Source organism: Rhizobium sp. BK313, from assembly GCF_014193655.1.
Classification (GTDB): Bacteria; Pseudomonadota; Alphaproteobacteria; order Rhizobiales; family Rhizobiaceae; genus Rhizobium.
In genome coordinates this window covers 144102-162115 of sequence record NZ_JACHZQ010000010.1, presented here as the reverse complement: position 1 = coordinate 162115, position 18014 = coordinate 144102, and the positions used below count along the sequence as shown (strand labels likewise).

General features: G+C 61.7%; 15 protein-coding genes. 3 read left to right on the top strand and 12 right to left on the bottom strand.

Annotation, left to right across the window (positions count from 1 at the left end; genetic code table 11):
- Nucleotides 1-226 precede the first annotated feature (226 nt).
- Entirely contained in the window at nt 227-1135 is a 909-nt protein-coding gene (locus tag FHT86_RS34595; protein ID WP_312862639.1) for a LysR family transcriptional regulator, read from the top strand.
- Between the two features lie 508 nt (nt 1136-1643).
- Nucleotides 1644-2516 (top strand): isocitrate lyase/phosphoenolpyruvate mutase family protein, encoded by an 873-nt coding sequence (locus tag FHT86_RS34590; RefSeq protein ID WP_312862638.1) that lies wholly within the window; start codon nt 1644-1646, stop codon nt 2514-2516.
- Nucleotides 2517-2559: 43 nt separating this feature from the next.
- Here the strand turns inward: FHT86_RS34590 and FHT86_RS34585 are convergent, their stop codons facing one another.
- Nucleotides 2560-2871 carry a DUF736 domain-containing protein gene (locus FHT86_RS34585; RefSeq protein ID WP_133704242.1) on the bottom strand — a complete coding sequence of 104 codons (312 nt, stop codon included), beginning with the start codon at nt 2869-2871 and terminating at the stop codon, nt 2560-2562.
- 455 nt (nt 2872-3326) lie between these two features.
- Here FHT86_RS34585 and FHT86_RS38550 point away from each other — a divergent pair, with 455 nt between their 5' ends.
- Nucleotides 3327-3461: a hypothetical protein gene (locus FHT86_RS38550; RefSeq protein ID WP_281413755.1), complete on the top strand. Its 135-nt coding sequence runs from the start codon at nt 3327-3329 to the stop codon at nt 3459-3461.
- Nucleotides 3462-3516: 55 nt separating this feature from the next.
- Here the strand turns inward: FHT86_RS38550 and FHT86_RS34580 are convergent, their stop codons facing one another.
- The 11 genes from FHT86_RS34580 to FHT86_RS34530 all read right to left on the bottom strand — a co-directional run bounded on the left by FHT86_RS34580 (nt 3517) and on the right by FHT86_RS34530 (nt 17728).
- On the bottom strand, nt 3517-4443 hold the full coding sequence (locus FHT86_RS34580) for an ArdC family protein (protein ID WP_133704243.1): 927 nt from the start codon (nt 4441-4443) through the stop codon (nt 3517-3519).
- A 279-nt stretch (nt 4444-4722) separates the two neighbouring features.
- Nucleotides 4723-5310: a hypothetical protein gene (locus tag FHT86_RS34575; protein ID WP_133704244.1), complete on the bottom strand. Its 588-nt coding sequence runs from the start codon at nt 5308-5310 to the stop codon at nt 4723-4725.
- A 388-nt stretch (nt 5311-5698) separates the two neighbouring features.
- Nucleotides 5699-5836 (bottom strand): hypothetical protein, encoded by a 138-nt coding sequence (locus FHT86_RS34570; protein ID WP_166656657.1) that lies wholly within the window; start codon nt 5834-5836, stop codon nt 5699-5701.
- A gap of 333 nt (nt 5837-6169) precedes the next feature.
- Nucleotides 6170-7864 carry a ParB/RepB/Spo0J family partition protein gene (locus FHT86_RS34565; protein ID WP_133704245.1) on the bottom strand — a complete coding sequence of 565 codons (1695 nt, stop codon included), beginning with the start codon at nt 7862-7864 and terminating at the stop codon, nt 6170-6172.
- Nucleotides 7865-8558: 694 nt separating this feature from the next.
- Nucleotides 8559-13649, bottom strand: coding sequence for a DEAD/DEAH box helicase family protein (locus FHT86_RS34560; RefSeq protein ID WP_133704246.1), 5091 nt, complete (start codon nt 13647-13649; stop codon nt 8559-8561).
- Between the two features lie 113 nt (nt 13650-13762).
- Nucleotides 13763-13999 carry a DUF3085 domain-containing protein gene (locus FHT86_RS38720; RefSeq protein WP_312862650.1) on the bottom strand — a complete coding sequence of 79 codons (237 nt, stop codon included), beginning with the start codon at nt 13997-13999 and terminating at the stop codon, nt 13763-13765.
- Nucleotides 14000-14141: 142 nt separating this feature from the next.
- Complete coding sequence (locus FHT86_RS34550) at nt 14142-14747, bottom strand: DUF1419 domain-containing protein (protein ID WP_133704247.1); 606 nt, start codon at nt 14745-14747, stop codon at nt 14142-14144.
- 64 nt (nt 14748-14811) lie between these two features.
- Nucleotides 14812-15849, bottom strand: a complete 1038-nt coding sequence (locus FHT86_RS34545; protein WP_133704248.1) for a DUF3991 and toprim domain-containing protein — start codon at nt 15847-15849, stop codon at nt 14812-14814.
- A 198-nt stretch (nt 15850-16047) separates the two neighbouring features.
- Nucleotides 16048-16224, bottom strand: a complete 177-nt coding sequence (locus FHT86_RS34540) for a hypothetical protein (RefSeq protein WP_166656658.1) — start codon at nt 16222-16224, stop codon at nt 16048-16050.
- A gap of 395 nt (nt 16225-16619) precedes the next feature.
- Entirely contained in the window at nt 16620-17321 is a 702-nt protein-coding gene (locus FHT86_RS34535) for an RES family NAD+ phosphorylase (RefSeq protein ID WP_133704249.1), read from the bottom strand.
- Nucleotides 17315-17728 carry an MbcA/ParS/Xre antitoxin family protein gene (locus FHT86_RS34530; RefSeq protein ID WP_133704250.1) on the bottom strand — a complete coding sequence of 138 codons (414 nt, stop codon included), beginning with the start codon at nt 17726-17728 and terminating at the stop codon, nt 17315-17317. The genes FHT86_RS34535 and FHT86_RS34530 overlap by 7 nt, the downstream gene beginning before the upstream one ends.
- Nucleotides 17729-18014 lie beyond the last annotated feature (286 nt).

The following is an 18014-nucleotide window of genomic DNA, read 5'->3' as shown; positions in this document are numbered from 1 at the left end:
GTGCCGGGGTGAGTGGTTGCGATCGCGTGCATCCTCGGAGGGGGCCAAAGCGGCAGGCCACTGGCTCGGCCTGTGACGACGCTCTGATTGTTTCGCTTGAGGAGCACGCGACGAAGCTGCGATAGGGCGGGAAAACAACAGCGAATTGACAATTATCGCAAAATCCGAATGTATACTATAATATACGGATGGATGAATGGTGTTTTCATGGAAACAGGAGGTTGTCGTGGCAAGCGAAGAGCAGGACGTTCCCCTAAATGCGGTGCGCGCCTTCGTGACGATTGCGCGGGAAAGAAGCGTGACGGGAGCGGCGGCGGCGCTTGGGACCACGCAAAGCTCGATCAGCCGGCATCTGGCGGTCCTTGAGGACTACCTCGGCGCGAGCCTGTTCGAACGGCGCGGGCGCAGCAGCGATCTCTCGGACTATGGACGCCTGTTTGCCAATGCAGTGACGGAATCGCTGGATACGATCTGCTTTACGGCGCGCCGCATGCGTCGCCGCAACACGGCAGACGTCAATCGCCTCATCGTTCGAACTTCGCTTTCGACCTTCGCAACCCATGTTCTCATTCCCCATCTTTCCGAATTTTCGAAGGAGATGGGCGGGGCGACCGTCGACGTCGTCACATCGCTCGCCATGCCGAGCGCCTCGGACAGGTTCGACGTGCTCGTCACCCGCGATCTCCATATCGCCGAGCCGGGCGATCATTGGGAAATCTATCGGGAACAGCTCATCTGCGTTGGCTCGCCGACGCACCTGAAGAGCAAAGGCTTGGCAAGCATCCGGTCAATCCCGATCCTTTCGACCACCTCGCGGCCCGATATTCTTCCGACCTGGCTGCGGGGGATGGACATGACGGTAAACGACATCGTCGGCGGTGCCCGCGTCGACCATCATTATCTCGCTTTGCCGGCGGCGATGACGGGAAAATGCCTGCTGGTCGCGCCGGAAATCGTCGTCGCCCAATGCCTGCAGGATGGGTTCTTGAAAGCCGTCTCGGGCACGCGCACGCCAAGCGGCATGCACTACCGCGCCTATGCGCTCGATCGTAGCAGCAATCCCGAACTCGCCCGCGCCTTCTGCCGCTGGCTGGCGCGGCTTTGCCGCGGCATGTCGAGTGGCGAGACGCCATAACGCCAAAACGCCGGCGACCTCCGCGTCAGCGCTGTCGTCGGGGCCTGGCCCCCCGACGGAAACTGCGTCGCTGCAGGCGTCTGCAGCATCTCGACCTCCCCATCCTCGTCCCTTCGGTCCTTGTATGGAAATATTCGACCGCAAGGACTGCCAAGACCTGGAGCGGGCAGCCGTGGGAGCGCGATCGGCAATGTCTCCGCTCGCCTGTCACGCCAGTCGCGAGCCGGCGGGACAAAACGCCCATCTTTCATCGTGATCGATGATCGGGGCAGGCGACGACGATGCCGTCGTCCCTTTTGGCCGGCAGTGCTGGCGCCGACCAAGTCCACGTGCCATTCAAACCGGCCTGCCGTTCCCAAATTTCGCAAGACGCGATGGAATTCCCACCGTTCTGCGATCGGTGCATTTGCCAGGGATTGCCATCGAGCAGAGGAAGACGGTGGTGGCCGGATCGGCGCCGCAGCGGCCGCAGGCCGGCTGATATGGAAATCACGACAAGGAGCCGCTCGTGTCGCCCGGAAAACGCCTTCGCCTCGTCATCGAAACCCACGGTCTCGCCCAGATCATGTCCGGCCATAGTCCGCTGTCGGCCATCCTCGCGGACGAGGCCGGCTTCGACGGAATATGGGCCTCCGGCTTCGAGCTTTCGGCGCTTTACGGCCTTCCCGATATGAGCTTCATCTCGATGACCCAGCATCTTGATATGGTCGGAGCCATCGTCGCGGCAACGACGTTGCCGGTTGTCGCCGACATCGATACCGGCTTCGGCAACGCCATCAACGTCATGCACGCCGTCAAAAGCTACGAGTGCGCCGGTGCTGCGGCCGTCGTCATCGAAGACAAGATCTTCCCGAAAGTCAGCAGCCTAACCCCCAACGGGCGCCAGGATCTGACGCGGGTGGAGGAGTTTCAGGGAAAGATCGCCGCGGCGGTCGCGGCGAGGCGGGACCCCGATTTTCTCGTGATCGCGCGCACCGAGGCGCTGATTGCCGGTTTCGACGAGGATGAGGCTCTCGCCCGAGGGGTGGCCTATCAGGCTGCTGGCGCCGATATGATCCTGGTGCATTCCAAACTCGACACGCCGAGGCAGATCGAACGTTTCTCCGGAGCATGGATCGGACACGTGCCCCTTGCGATCGTGCCGACGACTTATCCGCAACTCACGGAACGGCGCATCCGCGACCTCGGCAACATCGCCATGGTCATCTACGGCAATCACGCCATCCGCGCCTGCATCACGGCAATGAGGGGCGCTTTCGCAACCATCAAACGGGACGGCAGCGCCGCCAACCTCGACCGCGAGCTTGTTTCCGTCGATGAGGTGTTCCGCCTCCAAGGGATGCCGCACATTCGGGAGCTAGAAGAAAAATTTCTGCGATGACGGCAAGGCGAAGGCTCCGCCCGATGGGCGGAGCCTCGATGCCTTAGTCCCGGTTCTGGCGGGACCAGATCAGCTGGTAGCCATCCTCGCCTTCGACTTCGGCAAGGGTTGCGTAGATCGGGGCGGGGAAGCTCGGGTCGTCAAGCTTGACCGAGAGATAGTCGCGGTCGCTCTCGCTGGAACGCTTCTGCCAGGCGGCGCCGAGTTCGACGGCACCCGCGAAGATGCGGAACTGCGGGCCCTTGTCGGAAGGGTTTTCGACGCGGGTGATGCGCGCCTTGACGTTGAGGGCGAGAGTGCGGATGGAGCCGGTGAAGCCGTTTTCGGTGGAGGTGAAGGTGCCGATGGTAGCCATTGTCGTGTTCCTTTGTTGTGTATCGGGCCGCGCCCATCGCGGCCTCGATGGCTGTCGGAAAGACCGGGGACGATCGGACCGCACCTGATAAGGCCGGAATGCAATGGAGGGCGGCAAGTCGCAGATTTGTTAGTGGGCAAGGAGGAGGGCGTAGCCGTCCGGGGTAAGAAATCTGCGAACGGCCGTTGCGGGAAAACGCTCGAGGCGCAGCCGCTCTCCGGTCAGACATGCCCCATCGAGCCCGCAGATGGAGCGTCCGGAAACATGGGACGAAGGGACATCACAATGGCTTGGCTCAGCTCTGCCCCCCATTGAGGACAGCGTAAGGACCAAGACCACTTGATGTCCACATGATCGGATGAGCTCCCCGGTCGAAGACATCGTCATGACAAGGGGTCCGGTTCATCAAATGAGGCCTGTGGTCGTTCGTCGGCGAAGCGTCGCCCGAAGGATCAATGCGTCAGCAGACAAAGCCGTTCATCATCGAACGAAAGCCGTCCCGCAAGCCCAAGTCCGATACCAATAAGCCCTCGATCTGGCGAAAGCTGGATCTCATAGAGATCAGGACCCGCAGTTCGATCGAGACCTGATCGAGGAGACGGCCGTCAGCGGGGACGACGGTCGTCGCTGAACTTTCGGGCGGCCTCAGGCTGCCCTGGAGCCATTTTCCGCCGAACCCTGCAAATCGTGCAGAAAGTTGACCGCGCGCTGCGCGTGTGCCGCCGCCTGGAAGATCGCGCGCTTGTCGTTTGACAGGACACGGAGCCAGGACTGCAGATAGGAAGCATGGTCCGGCCGCGGCTCCAGCTCCGGGACGATGCCGAGGTCGGCGCACAGGAAGCAACTGCCGAGCTCGGCGATCAGCTCTTCGCGCGCCCGTTCACTTCGATCTTTGGCATAGCGGCTGAGATCGCGACCGACACGTGAGGAATGGCCCGTCCAGTGTGTCACCTCATGGCTGAGTGTGGCGACGTAGGCGCCCGCATCGCGAAACGTCTCGAACGGCGGCATCTGGATATAGTCCATGACAGGAGAATAATAGGCCTGGCTGCCACCGTGCCGAATGAGCGCCCCCGTGTTGCGGAAAAAGCGATCTGCATGTTCGATCCGCTCGACCGACTCCGGAACAGGGGCGGGCTGGTCGTAGTAGCCGTCCGGCAATCCATCGATCTGTTCGATGTTGAAGACGCAATAGGCCTTGAGGAACGGGATATCCCGATCGACCTCGTTGCCGTTGCCATCGGTCTCGGATTTTGTGAACCGGCTGGCGAAGACCACAGTCGAGCCGGTCTCGCCCTTGCGCACCGCAGCGCCGAACTCGAGAGCCTGCTTGAACGTCATCCACATCGGCGAGGAGAAGCCGCGCGCCATGCCTTCGGACCAGAGAAGCAACACGTTCATCCCGCTGTACGGAAGTCCATTGTGGCGGAGCGGCCGGGTGATCCGACCGTCGGCGTTCGCGGTATTCCACGGCTTCATCCAGGGACGCACGCCATGTTCGAGGTCGGTCACGATCCGTTCGGTGATCCGACTGTAGATATCGAGGCGATCACCATTCGTCTTCTTGCTCATCTTTATTCTCTCCATCTTGCAAGGCTGCGCCGATCGCGGCCCGTCACGGTGGTCCAGGGGCAGGAGCCAAAGGACTTGCTGCGCACCTGCAGGCCGGAACAAAGAGGAGGACGGCGAAGCCGTTGCGCAGACAGCCAAGCTCCTGCAGGACCACCGGCCGGGACGGGCCGCATCGCCGGCGGGCGTTCTACCGTGCGGCTAAGCCGACAGAGAAAAGGCCGGTCCCCGAAGGGCCGGCCGATATGGAAAAGAGCGGGGCCGCGGCCCCGCATATTCGTTTCAACCGAGAGCCGCCATCTCTGCTTCGGCCGCTTTACGGTCGAGATTGGCGCCGGGGTTTTCGACCGGGCGGTCGAAAGGCTTCCAGGTCTCGCCGACGACCTGCTCGTAGGCTGCGACTGCACCTTCGGCCGCCATCCTGAGGGCGTGGGCCTGGATCCCCATGTCCGCGGCGAACTCCCGCTTGCGCTGGGCGGCGCTGTCATAGCCGACCGGACCGTCGAGATCCTCGTCACGAGCGTCATTCGCCGCCTTGGCAGTGGCGTCGCGTGCCTCGGATACGGCTCGGGAGTAAAATTGCCCGGCGCCATGCGCCGATCCGACGAAGGCGCCGACGATGCGCTGCAGGTGGATCTGCATGGCTTTTTCGCCGAGTCCTTCGGCGAGGCTTGCCGAACTCGCTGTAATCAGCTGCTCGTGCTCGTTGCGGATACCGTCGCTATCGACCACCGTAGTCCCGAAGCTCTCGGCAATCTTCAGCGCCTGGGCGGTGTCGGGGCAGGTGAGGCGGACCATTTCGAGGGAGGCACCCTTGCGAAGCTGGGGGACGCGGGCTGAAGATCGGTTGGATGGTGCTTGCTTGGCCATGTCGGTTTCCTTTGTTTCGGTTCCCAAAGTGGTTCCGGCCCCGTGCCGGTCTGCCCTTCGGTGCGGTCACAAGGAACCGGCGAAAGGCGGGCGCTTTCACAGGTCCGGAACAGCTGAGCGAGCGAAGCAGGTTTGCGGCCAAGCAGGGGAACCCTGCGAAGGGCGCGAGCCTGCTTTGCAGAGCAAGGCTGATGCGGCCGCTTCGCGGCGCGCCAGCGGCCTTGAAACGACCGACAGCCGGTTCAGACCGCAACGAACACGAAGGGCTGGCCGGAACGGGTCCGCGACGTGCCACCGAACCCGAAACTGGAACACGTGGCCATCATCCCGCCAGGCGATATGAGATGCAGCTCCTATGCCGCTACCGAGCAACGGCTTGAGGATCCCTTCACGCCGCCAGCGGCAATACAGCAATGCCATGCTTTGACGGGAACGCGGCGATGGCACAATCCTGCCGTTCGAGCTTGCGGAAGAGTGCCTCGATCGCAGTGCGCCGCTCGAAGGCGATTGACGCGACATGGCTCAACAGCACTTCATATGAGCGCGTCCATCGTGGCCCCGATCGCTTGTGTGTGTGCTTCCGAGCCTTAGCCTTCTCGGTCACGGTCAATCGCTCGGCACGTCCCTCGATCTGACGCTGCAAAAGATCACGGTGGCTGGTTGCACGCCGAACAGTCCGCATGCGCGCACGCAGCAGCCCGGATCAAAAGCGCTCATGGCACGGTGCCTTTGGTCTCGGCCGACGATGTTGGTTGTTTGGTTGTGGATTTGAGGCGCGGCCATAGACCCTGTCTCCTTCTGACGTTGAAAACGCCGCCAGCGATAGCCGGCGGCGTGCTTCGATCGAAAATGGAAAGGATTATTCAGCAGCGATCCCGTAGGCAGTCTCGTCGTGATCGATTTCGGGCACTGTCGGATCAAGGTCATCACGGCCGGCTTCCGTTCCATCGTCTGCCAGCCCATTGTCGGGATCGGCCTGGGGCTCCTCCTCGCCAGCTTTGAGAAGATCGTCGATGTCGTTCGGGTGAGGGGCAAACAGCGCTACCGGATGCACCAGTTGCTCTTGGCCGAACTGCTCGATGAGTGCCGCGCGGGTCTCCCTTACCTTCGCACATGGCAACACGTTCGCCTCCCTAGCCACCGCTTCCAGTGCCTGCCGTGACAGGCAAAGCAGAAACGCCTCCGTTGCCATGTTCGGCAGGTAGCCATCAGCCCCGATGGCATCGCCGGCGATGCGGGACACCACTCCGGAGTTGGACATGCCGCGACGGCAGGACAGCACGTCGATCAATGCGGCCCGGGCAGCGATACGCACCGTTTCCATATCGAAGGAGAAGCGACCGCTTTCACTGAACAGCCGGGCCGCATGCCGCGAGAATCGGTTCCGGCCGAGGACATGATCGTTGGCGCCGGAATCGACCCGGACGTTCAGGCCGGCGAACGCGAGGACGAGAAGCGCCATCAGCATGTCGTCCTCGATCGGCGCACGCGCGAGTGCATCGTGCAGTGCCTCGGTCCTGAAGTCACCGATCATATCCTGGCCCTTTTGCGTGACGTCAGGGCGAGGCTTCCGGGTTTCCGAAGTCTCGCCGTCACGGACATCATTGGATCCTGCGCCACCCTTCTTCTCTTCCGGCATCCTGAAATGCACCGACTGCACCTTGCCGTCGCGGTCGAGGTACATTGCTACGTGATCAGCCTTGGACGGCTTGCCGTAGATCCGCTCGGCCTTCTTCGGCAGTTCCGGCTGGCCCCAGGCATTCACGTCGGCAACGACGCCCTTCTTCGGCAGGTTGCCGGTCATCCATTCCTGCTGGGCACCGAGGAAGGCTTCGACGTTCGTGGTGTAGCGCGTGTCTTCATCTGCGGGCGCAAAGAGATCCTCGACCCACTCGATGCCATAGGCTTGACGCAAATCCTCGCCGAAGCTCGCATCCTTGGCATACATGCGCGTCTTCGAAAGCGCCCGCGACAGGTTATACCAATCGGCTCGCTCATTCTTCTTCGGCCTGTTCGCCTTCCAGACCTCCTTCTGCTCATCGAGCGAGGCGGCGGCAATCGTGCGGAGCTGCTGCTCGTTCGGCATGTCGCCAAAGGCCATCTGGTCGAGCATGGCGGGCAATACGTTGGCGAGCAGCCGAAGCTTGCGGATCTGCCGGAGCGAAAGAGCGAGCGCGACGGAGATCGCCTCTTCCGTCCAGCCGAGCGCAACGAGGCGTTCGACACCGCGCCACTGGTCGACAGGATTGAGGGGCTCGCGGGCGATATTCTCGATCATCGACCGCATCGCACCATTGTCGTCGGCAGCTTCGACGATCAGAACGTCGATTTCTTCAAGGCCGGCAGCAATTGCCTGCTTCACGCGGCGGTGCCCCGCCTGGATAATGTAGCCGTTTCCGCCGTCGAACTCGGGCGAGACGACCGGCGGCTGGATGATGCCGACGGCTTTCACGGTTGCCAACAGCAGCGCGTCTGACTGTGGCGAGGATTTCGCGCGGCGGGCGTCGTCGGGATTTTCTTTTAGCGAACGCGGATCGACCTTGATGACCTGCATGGGAGAGCTCCTTTAGAGGGTTTTGGGACCGGCCAGGCGCGCCAGTCCTTCGTGTCTTCAATTTTTCGAAGACACCAACCGGGCCGCAGAGCGGGCGGGGCGCCGCAGCTGCGGCCGAGCATCCCTGCCGCGAGGAGCAAGCGAAGCTCACGGAGCTTTGCGAAGAACAAGCGGTCGGGATCGCGCAGGCGGCGGTTGAGCGCAGCGGCGACGCCACGAACACTCTGCGAGCGGATTTCCCTCCTCGCCTTTCTCCCTCCAACCCATTACTTTTTACTCAGGGCAAAGATGCTCCTGGGCAGATCCCTCGCGGTGCCGTTAGGTAAATCTTGGCATCGCCAGGGGAATCCAAATTTATGGATCCCGAACGTCCCCCTGGTTGCTGTTGGCCCCTATCAATAATAGGCCAACCCGCCCAGGGGTTTTGCATTTCTGCGGGATCGATGAAAATCACTGCATTTCTCGTCGACGTGGGCTGAGGACGAACTCTAACGTCTGTATCATCCAAGAAAAAAGGGCCGACGGAAAACCGCGGCCCATGAGGTGTGAAGGTCAAAAACCTCCAGAGGGGAACAGCTGCTGCGGCGGACCTGGGAGGAAGCCGCCATGTGCTTCAGCTGCAGGTTTTATGCTCCTTTTTTGACCAATTGGAAAACATCTATTGTGCAATGCAGCTATGCAACAGGCAGGCTGCTTATGCGGCCTGCTCGAAATCGTTCCGAGCCGCTGTTGCTAGCGCCTCCTCGACCTCGCGAAGCTGTATGCGTTTCTCCGAGAGCTCCTCGGCGAACGCAAAGCTGCCGCCGTCCCGGGATCGATACGATGTCAGTGGCCGACGCGCGTCCTCAAGGCGATGACGATTTTGCTGTCGCTCCTCCTCGAATCCGTCGAGGGCATGTTCAAGTCGGGAAATGGCGCCGAGCGGCGCCACAGTGACCGCTAGATCGATCTCGTAGTCCGCGCCTGTTCGCTGAAGAACCGTGGTGTAGTGATATCCGTCACCCCTGCCGAAACGTCTTCCATCATAGACGAAATCGAAGCCGCCAATCGATGCGAGATGCACCTCTCCCTCCTGCTGAAGCTGGACGAGTGTTAGGATCTCCCCCATCAGCGCGCGGCCCGCAGCCTTTCGATCATCGAGGGTCTCGTCCAGCACGGTCATCGCGAATGCGTCACCGGCTGTCGGGACGTGGCGCTGGATGTCTTGGCCGATTTCGGCGATCCGTCGCTCCGACACCTCGATATCACGCTCTGCATCACGGATCTGCCGGCGCACAGCAAACTGATCGTCGTCGTGCGCTGCGCGCAGGCGTTCGAGTCGGGCGATATCGGTTTCGAGACCGGCCTTCTGCATCAGACGCTCGTCACCGGACGCAATGGCCTTCGCCATGGCGAACTGGTTGGCGGCGCCTTCGCCGAGATCATCCAGCCGGCGGATCGAAGTGTCGCCGGAGAGCGCTGCAGCGATGAAGCGAGCCTTGCGCTCGTTGTTCTGCCACATCGATGCGTCGAGCGATCCTTGCGTCGCATAGGCGAAGATATCAACCTCGTGATGCTGGTTGCCCTGGCGGACGATACGGCCCTCCCGTTGTTCGATCTGCGACGGCAGCCAGGGTACGTCGAGATGATGCAGCGCCTTCAATCGAAGCTGCGCGTTGACGCCGGTGCCCATGGTTTCCGAGGAGCCGATCAGGAAGCGAACCTTGCCGGCGCGGACATCGCCGAACAACCGCTGCTTGGCCTCAGTCTTCTTGTAATCCTGCATGAAGGCGATTTCGGCGGCCGACACGCCGAGACGGACCAGCTCATCGCGGATCCATCGATAGGCCGAAAAACCCCTGGCCTTCTCCAGATTGATCGTGCCGAGATCGGAGAAGATCATCTGTGCCGCGCCCGGCTGCTCGAAGGGTTTGCCGTCTGGCCGGACATAGGTGCACCCTCCTGTTTCCAGCCATATGCGGAAGGCGTTTTCGACGAGGAGATTGAGCTTGTTGTCGGGCTCGTTGTCGTTGTCGGGATCGACAAGACGCAGGTCGATTGCCGCGTGCCGGCCGTCGGTGATGACGGAAAGCAGGATGTCGTCACCCGGCTTGGCCGGCCCCTCACGCATTTCGATCGCCTTGATGCGGGCATCGAGGTTCGCCTGATAGTTCTTGAAGGCCTGCGTCGGCTTCGCCGTCAGGATCTGCCGACGGCCAGTCGAAATTGCCGGCACCTTCACGTACTGACGCAGGTCTTCCGGCATCACAACGTCAGCGAAGGAACGGAACATGGCGATCAGCTCCGGCACGTTGACGAAGGACGCGAAGCGACTAACCGGCTTGTATTTACCCGACGGCTGGATCTCCAACTCGGTCGTCGTGTCGCCGAAAGTCGATGCCCAGGCATCGAATTCATGCAGACCGCGTTCGGCCAATGCCGCGTGACCGAGCAGCCGCTGGATCGAGAACATTTCGCCGAGGGTATTGGTGATCGGCGTGCCGGAGGCGAGAACGAGGGCTCGGTCGGGATTCTTCGCTTCAACGTAGCGGGATTTGACGTAGAGATCCCAGGCACGTTGCGAGCCGTTCGGATCGATCCCCTTCAGCGTCGACATGTTGGTCGCGAAAGAGAGCTTCCGAAACTCCTGCGCCTCGTCGACTATGATCTGGTCGACGCCGATCTCCGAGATCGTCAGTAGATCGTCCTTGCGAGTCGCAAGCGCTTCCAACCGCTCCTGCAGACTTTCCTTCAGCCGCTCGAGGCGCTTGCGCGAAACGCGGTCCTCGCTGTCGACCTTGGTGAGCAGGTCTTCGTAGAGCACCAGCTCATCCTGGATCATCTGTTGTTCAAAGGCAGACGGTACGGCAATGAACCGGAACGCCGAATGCGTGATGATGATTGCATCCCAGGTAGCTGTGGCCGCCCGCGACAGGAACCGGGCGCGCTTGTCCTTGGTGAAGTTGGTCTCGTCGGCGACGAGAATCCGGGCATTCGGGTAGAGGCCTAAGAACTCTCGCGCCGCCTGCGCGAGGCAATGGCCGGGCACGACAAGCATCGCCTTGGCGATCAGGCCGAGCCGGCGCTGTTCCATGATTGCGGCCGCCATCGTCATCGTCTTGCCGGCGCCGACAGCATGCGCGAGATAGGTCGAACCAGATGAGATGATCCGCCAGATGCCGCGCTTCTGGTGCCCATAAAGAGCAAGGGCGCAACAAGCGCCCGGAAGTTTCAGGTGGGAGCCGTCGAACCGTCGCGGCGCGATATTGTTGAAGCGGTCGTTATAGACCCGCGCCAGCCGGTCGGTGCGATCAGGGTCGGTCCAGACCCAGTTCTGAAAGGCTTCCTTGATCCGCTGCAGCTTGTCGCGGGCGGCTTCCGTGTCAACGACGTTCAGGACGCGACGCTCACCTTCGGCGTCCTTGAAGACGTCGAAAATCTGCGGCACGCGGCTGTTCAAGGCATCGGCGAGCAACTCGCCGGCATGGCGGCGGCTCGTGCCCCATTCCGAGGTCCCGACAGCACTGTAGCCGAGCTGCCGCGCCTCAACAGTCCATGAGCCAAGCTCCGGCATGTGATGGATGCGGATGTCGACCCCCATGGTCTCCTTGACGAAGGTAGCGACATCCGAAGCCGGAATCCATGGTGTGCCGAGCCGGGCGGTGATGTCGGACGGCCGAAGGTCCGCGGGTTGAACATCCTGGAGTGCGCGGACATTGCGCTCAAAGAGCGGATCAAGCTCTGCCGCGGCTTGCGCCGCCGCGAGTTTGGTGCGGACCGATCCGGAAAGGTAGGCATCGGATGTCTGCCACGATCCGTCCGCAGGATCGCGGAAGATCATATCGCCCAGTTCGTCGACTACCGCAGTGGCATCGACATGAAGAAGCTCGGCGATATGGTCAAGATCGACGCGGCCGCGATCGTTGAGCACGACGGCGAGCGCATCGGCGGCCGAAGTGATGACGGGTAGGGCAGGGGGTGCAATGACCCTTTCGGAAAAGATCGGACCAGGCTTTGCTGTATCGGTCTCCAGATCATAGTCTTCGATCGAAGCCACCAACCAGCAATCGGGGTCGTCGAGGAAAGGCTGCAGGTTCGGCCGGCGATGCGTCTCGCGAGACTCGCCGGTCTCCGGATCCTCGGCTACCGAAACGGTCGTGTGATTGATCGGACCGAAATCGCGCACGAAGCTAGACCAGGCGATCCGCAACCGCACCTGAAGATCCCGCCAAGGCCGGTCCGTTTCCTGTGCCTTCAGGATGTCGCGCACGGTATCGCGGATCGGGATCAGCTTTGTGACGATGCGAACATGCTTTTCCGACAGGCCTTCACCTGTGCGGCCTGTGCGAGCGATGATCGCCTCCGGAGCGCCGTCGATCATCTGCATCAAGCCGCGTTTGATATCGACGAAGAAGCTTCCCTCGCGAACCCTGTCGGTGTCCGGCCTGAGATCGGCTATATCGCCAATCTCTGTTTCCAGGTCGATGTCGATCGGAGTGGGCTCGCCGTCATATCGCCTCTCTGGAAGCAAGCCGATCGCTTCCGAAAGCGCCGCGGGAAGGTCCAAATCTGCCGGCATGACGCAGGTGTAGGTTTCGCCGAACGGTCCGGAGGTTAGCTCATGCCGGCCGAGGGCAAATTCCGGATGGCTGGCGATCCAGCGATTGACGCTGATCGCGCCTTCGTCAGTGGTCGCCGGGCGGACTTCTGCAAGATCGAGCCACGATCGATCGCCCGCCGCCTCACCGGCCTTGCGCTTCCGGAAAAAGAGAATGTCGACGACGACATCCGTGCCCGCTTCGCGCCTGAAGCTGCCCTCGGGAAGACGGATCCCCGCGATCAGATCGGCGGTTTTGGCGATGTACTCGCGGGCTGTTCCGTCGGCCTTGTCCAGTGTCCCGTGCGTAGTGACGAAACCGGCAAGTGCGCCGGGCTTGAGAAGGTCAATCGACCGGGCGATGAAGTAGTCGTGCAGACGCAGGCCAAGCGACCGATAGGCGCGGTCCGACCGGACAATGCGATCGGAGAAGGGAGGGTTGCCGATCGCCAGATCGAAGATCGGCGGGAGCTCGGTTCGTGCGAAATCGCCATTGATGATCCGTGCCTTCGGCTGCAGCAGCCGGGCGATCCGGGCAGTCACCGGATCAAGCTCGATGCCCGTAAAGAATGTGTCGTCGCGCAAAGGCTCCGGCACCAGGGCAGGAAACAGTCCGGTCCCGATGCCCGGCTCCAGCACCCGGCCGCCGCGCCAGCCGAGCCGCTGCAGCCCCGCCCAAATCGCCCGCACAATGAATTCTGGAGTGAAGTGCGCATACTGGGTGCAACGGGCAAGCGAGGCATAATCGTTTTTCGAGACGACGTCCTCCAGCGAACTGCCGAGCTCGTCCCAGCCCTCACGGAAATCGATGTCACGCGGCCGGCGAAACATACCGTTCGCCAATTCGCTGGCGCCGAACCCGGTAAAGCGGATGAGTTGCGCCTGCTCCTTGAGCGTTGCCGGCCGATCCTGCTTATCGATGTTGTTCGCCGTGAGAATCGCCGCAACATTGTCACGAGCGCGATCCTTCCAGGATGCGGCCAATCCGCGGTCGCCGTCGAGGTGGAAGTTGGCGTGCGGGCTCTGCTGGCGCGGCGGTTGTCCGACAGGCACGGCCAGAGCGGCGGCGGGCGCCGGCGGCGTTGGGTCCGGCTCGTCGTCGTTGTCGGCCTCGGGTGTGAAGCCACCAAAGCCGGAAATACCGAGGTCGAGGGTGGAGGAGAGGGCGGTATTGCCAAAAATGTCGAGGGAGAACGGGTTGCTGCTCATGGGATCGAGTTCCTTGTCAAGGTGCGACGCATCGACGTGCCGGGCGGGCAGTCGCTAAGACGCGGTGGATAGGGATGGAGCCGGCGCCGCCGGCTGGGTGAGGGTGTCGGGCGCTAATCGCGCGCGACTACAAAGAGCTGCAGACGTCGGCGGTGAACGCGATCCTCAGATGCGTCGCTTCTTGGCTTGCTGCCATCATGGCCGACAGGTCTTCGGCATCGATAAACTCGACACCATTCGTCCCCGCCGAAGGTCCGACGTTTGATTTCGAACCAGTCCTCACCAATCCGGGGATCACATTCCCTAGAACGCGGGGGCTCATGGCGTTCGGCGAGCTTGCCTTTGGGCATGAGGTAGACGCCCTGATCGCCGACGAGCCGAAAACCAGCCCTGCGGCCACAGTACGCATCCCGGAAATCGCCATCAGCGCGCCCGCGGGCAACGACCGCCCTGACGCATACAATCGGAAAGGGAAGCATGAGGGGTCTCCTCTCATGCTGCCACGGGCGAGGGGAGGTGGCGCAGATGCACCGGCAGCTCGGTGGCGATCTCGTCGTCCGTCAGCTCGTCGAGGAGCTTCAAAAACGTCCCTTCCTTGCCACTATGGAGCACGACGGTTCGCCGGCCACGGTAGCGTTCCGGCCATCGATCACCGGCATAGCCACGACGCTCGTCCGCGGTGCTGCTCCAGATGTGCTCCATTCGCTCTTCGCGTGACATGACTTTCACCGGGCGACTTTCGCGTTCAATGATCGTCACGTGCATACGCTCGACGGACGCGCGGTCTGAGAGGTCGCAGTAGCCGTGGAAATGGCGGATATCCCCATCGATGCGCAACGCGAAGAACACGCTCGTCACCGAACCCGTCAGGAACTCGCGCATGGCGAACATCGGGCCGCGGATCCAAAGCGGGGGAAGGATTTCGAACATATAATCATACTCGGCTTTGGCGACCTCGAACCATTCACCCGAGTAGAGGGGAGTTGCGTCGTCCTCCCAACGGTTCGGACGCTGGGCGTGGCGGTCAAACATGCGGAACATTTGCTGGCGTGTGGCAACGCCCTGGAAAACCTTGCGGATTGCGGGAGAGGTGTTCATCTGCGGCTCCTTCGGTGGACCTGGACCGAAGCGCAGCGCCGTCCTCTCGACCTTGCTTTCCTCTTCAGTCCTTCATGCCACCGTCCGGACCGCCGCCATCGCGTCCGGCCGGGTCAAGGGCCGGGGCAGCCGGGCGAAGCTTCCCTTGACGGGACCGGCGCGAATGCGGCACCCCTCTCTTCTCCGTCCCTCTCCCCCTTGTTTGATCTTCCCGCTGTTTCAACACTTCGTTCCAGTCGTCCGCCGGCGGACGCAATCGCAACCAGTTGCAGCCAGCTTCCTCTGCGAGTTCCCGCAGCCGATATGCATAGGCCTCGCCTTGAGGGTTAGCGTCCGTTGCCGCGATGAGCTGCGCGTCGGATCGTCGCGCCAAGGTCCGCAGTGCCGCATCAGTGTTGGGGGACCATCCGCCACCGGTGCTCAGGTAGAGCGTTCCTTCCCGCACGCCTTCGATCGCAGCAAGGCTCATCGCGTCGATCGCGGATTCCGTCACGCAAAGGCGAAGCCCGTCGCGTTGACCGAAGCGAAACAACACCTTTGTCCCACCGGCGGCAAAACCCCGCCAGCCGGGGCCACGCTCCTCCCAGCCGCAGAGGACAGCTGCCTCATCTGTGTGCGCCGCCCACATGCTGCCATGGGGACCTTCGCGCAGGACATCCTCTTGGGCGGCCTGGCGCAACACCGTCGCGGAGAGACGCCGAGCTTCGGAGAGATAGCGCCATGTTGGGGAACCGGGTTGCGGATGTCGCCGAATTTTGAAGCGCTGCGCGACCGGCGCCCGGTACAGCCGCCTCGCGCGGGTCGATAAGGCTAACCTTGGGCCGGAAAGAGGAAAGCTTGCCAGTTCGGCTATGCGCGAAATCGCGTCTCCGAAGCTGCCTCCATCAAGACGTGCGACAAGCGAGAACACATCTCCCTTGTCCTCACCGAGCGGGTCGAACCAGCCGTTCCCCTCATGCGTTACGATGATGATTTCCGGGCCCCTGCGAAATTTCAGCACTCGTCGCGTGCTTTCTTTCTGGTCTATCGCAAAGCCGACTGTCTCCAAGACCCTGGCGCAGCTCACCTTCTTCCGCAAATCTTCGATCTCTTCTCTTGTCATGGTCCTCTCCGATCAAAGATCGGTCCTCTCTTGCCTTTCTCTCCGCGCAACTTGCGCGACCGCCCGAAACCGCCGCGAAGAGCAGTGCATGCAAGGGCGCGGCTGCCAATTGTCGGATGCTGGAAGGTTCGACACCGCGGCGAAGCCTCCCTTGCGGGCGCTCGCTCGCAAGCGGCAGCAGGAACGGCAAGGGCCGGCTCATTGAGACGGCCATGGAAGGAATTCGTGGACGATCGCCAGATCGTCGTCTGCGTCGATCTCGTCGGAGGGAAGAGCGCCGTATTCGCCGTCGACTTCGAAGACGGCGACGGGGACCATCAGATCCCGGGAAAGCTGGAACGCGTAGGCTTGTGCGAGGGAAAGATCATGCGACATGTGCGGCTCCATCTGGGAGCGGGCCAAATCCCGCTCGATGGCTCCTCAAAAGGCCCGGGAACGGGCGCGATCACCGCGACGCCACGCCAAAGCGGCCGCAGCTTGCCAGCGGACCCCTTGCGGGTTGATCGTGGAAGATCCGGAAACGGGCCAAAACGCCATCATCAAAGAGCGGATTGGATCGCGCTCCCAGAGGGATGTCCTCAGCGTTGCCGATCTGGGCATTCGACGAAATGTGAGAGGGGAATCCTGCCCGGAGCGTCGCGACGTTTTCGTCTGGGAGGCCCTTCGATGACTTACTGAAACGGCCCGTAGTCGAGCGATCTGCGCGATCTTTTGCGGAGGAGAACGCGGTGGAAAATAGTCACTTCTTCGCGCACGGGCGCCGCACCCGTCTATGGCGAAACCGAAAGGACGATGCCATCGTCATGGCGTTTGACGAAGTCGACCCGCTTTCCGTTCCAATGATAACCATAGTGCCGCCCTTGGACTGGGATCGTGACGACATTCGGCCAGAAGACGCCGATGCATTTTCCGCCGTCCATCCGCACGCTGTTCCAGGTCAGGCCATCGCTGCCGCCATCGCGCAGCCCTCGTCCTTCCCGCTGCGAAGGGCCATAGTCGGTCGGGTGCAGAACATCGGGCACGCTTGAAACGTCGTGGAGGACGCGATCGATGCTGCCGATCAGAACACGAAAGTCGGATGTCCAACCCTCGTTTTCCTTCGTCGCCCTCATGAAGTGTTCGTGATGGTGGATCGTTTCCGCCAACGCCACCTCTTCGGTGTCTCCCGCATAGTAGATACCGTAATTTCCGTCGGTGAAACGGCCCGGCCGATCCATCGAACAATGCACGAATGGCGCCATGACCAAGCTCGCCCCGGGACCGCCGACCCTCCGGCTGGCGGGCACCTTTCCGATGTCGCCGATCTCGTATCGAATGCGGGGATTCGTTTTGGCTTCGACCGCCGCAAGTGCCTCCCAGTCACGAGGATCTGCGATATCTTCGAAGAGATCGATAGGCGGGTAGATTGATCGAATGATGCGATAGGTTTTCGGCCAGGCAATGCGGGTACTGACCGCAAGTCCGCTCACCACGCGCCGCGCTCCGCATCGAGCCATTCCCGCATTCGGGCAAGATCGGACAATTCGCCGGCGAGCATGATGTCCAACGCCGACTGACCAGCGAACGCTTCGTTGGGTTTACGAATCCAAGCATAACCGCGTGTTGGATCTTTGAAGAGGTAGCGTATCCCTTTATGAATGCCGATGAGATGCGCCATCCGCATTCTGAGGTCACGATCGATCCGTCCGGATTGCCCTTCCTTCCAGCGGGCCCAGGTCCGTGCCGACATGCCTCCGAGAAGCGTACACGCTTCTACATCGGTGACTTGCCAGGCCTTGAGGAGATTGGGAATGGTGCGCGCGAGAGCTCCGGCTTCCGCGTCCGTTATTTCCGAAACCGCTGAAGTGGCCGGCGTCGCGATAACAGGTTCAAGCATCATAGTCTTCATCTCGCCGTTTGACTGAAATATAGCTATATTTTGCCAAATGGCAATACTGCGCCAATAACGGTCCAAAGAATTCCGCGGGAGCGGTATCGTCGTATCGGCCTCGCATTCAGATCAGCGCGGAGAAGCGCTAGATCGAATGCCCGATCCATATTACATGAATATCGCGGGTCCGAATGGATCGGGTAAATCCTCTACCTTTGAGTGGCAACCGGCTGGCGAATTCGGCAATGCAGGCGTGATCGAGGCGCCCTCGCCAGACGGTTTCTCCCCGACCGCG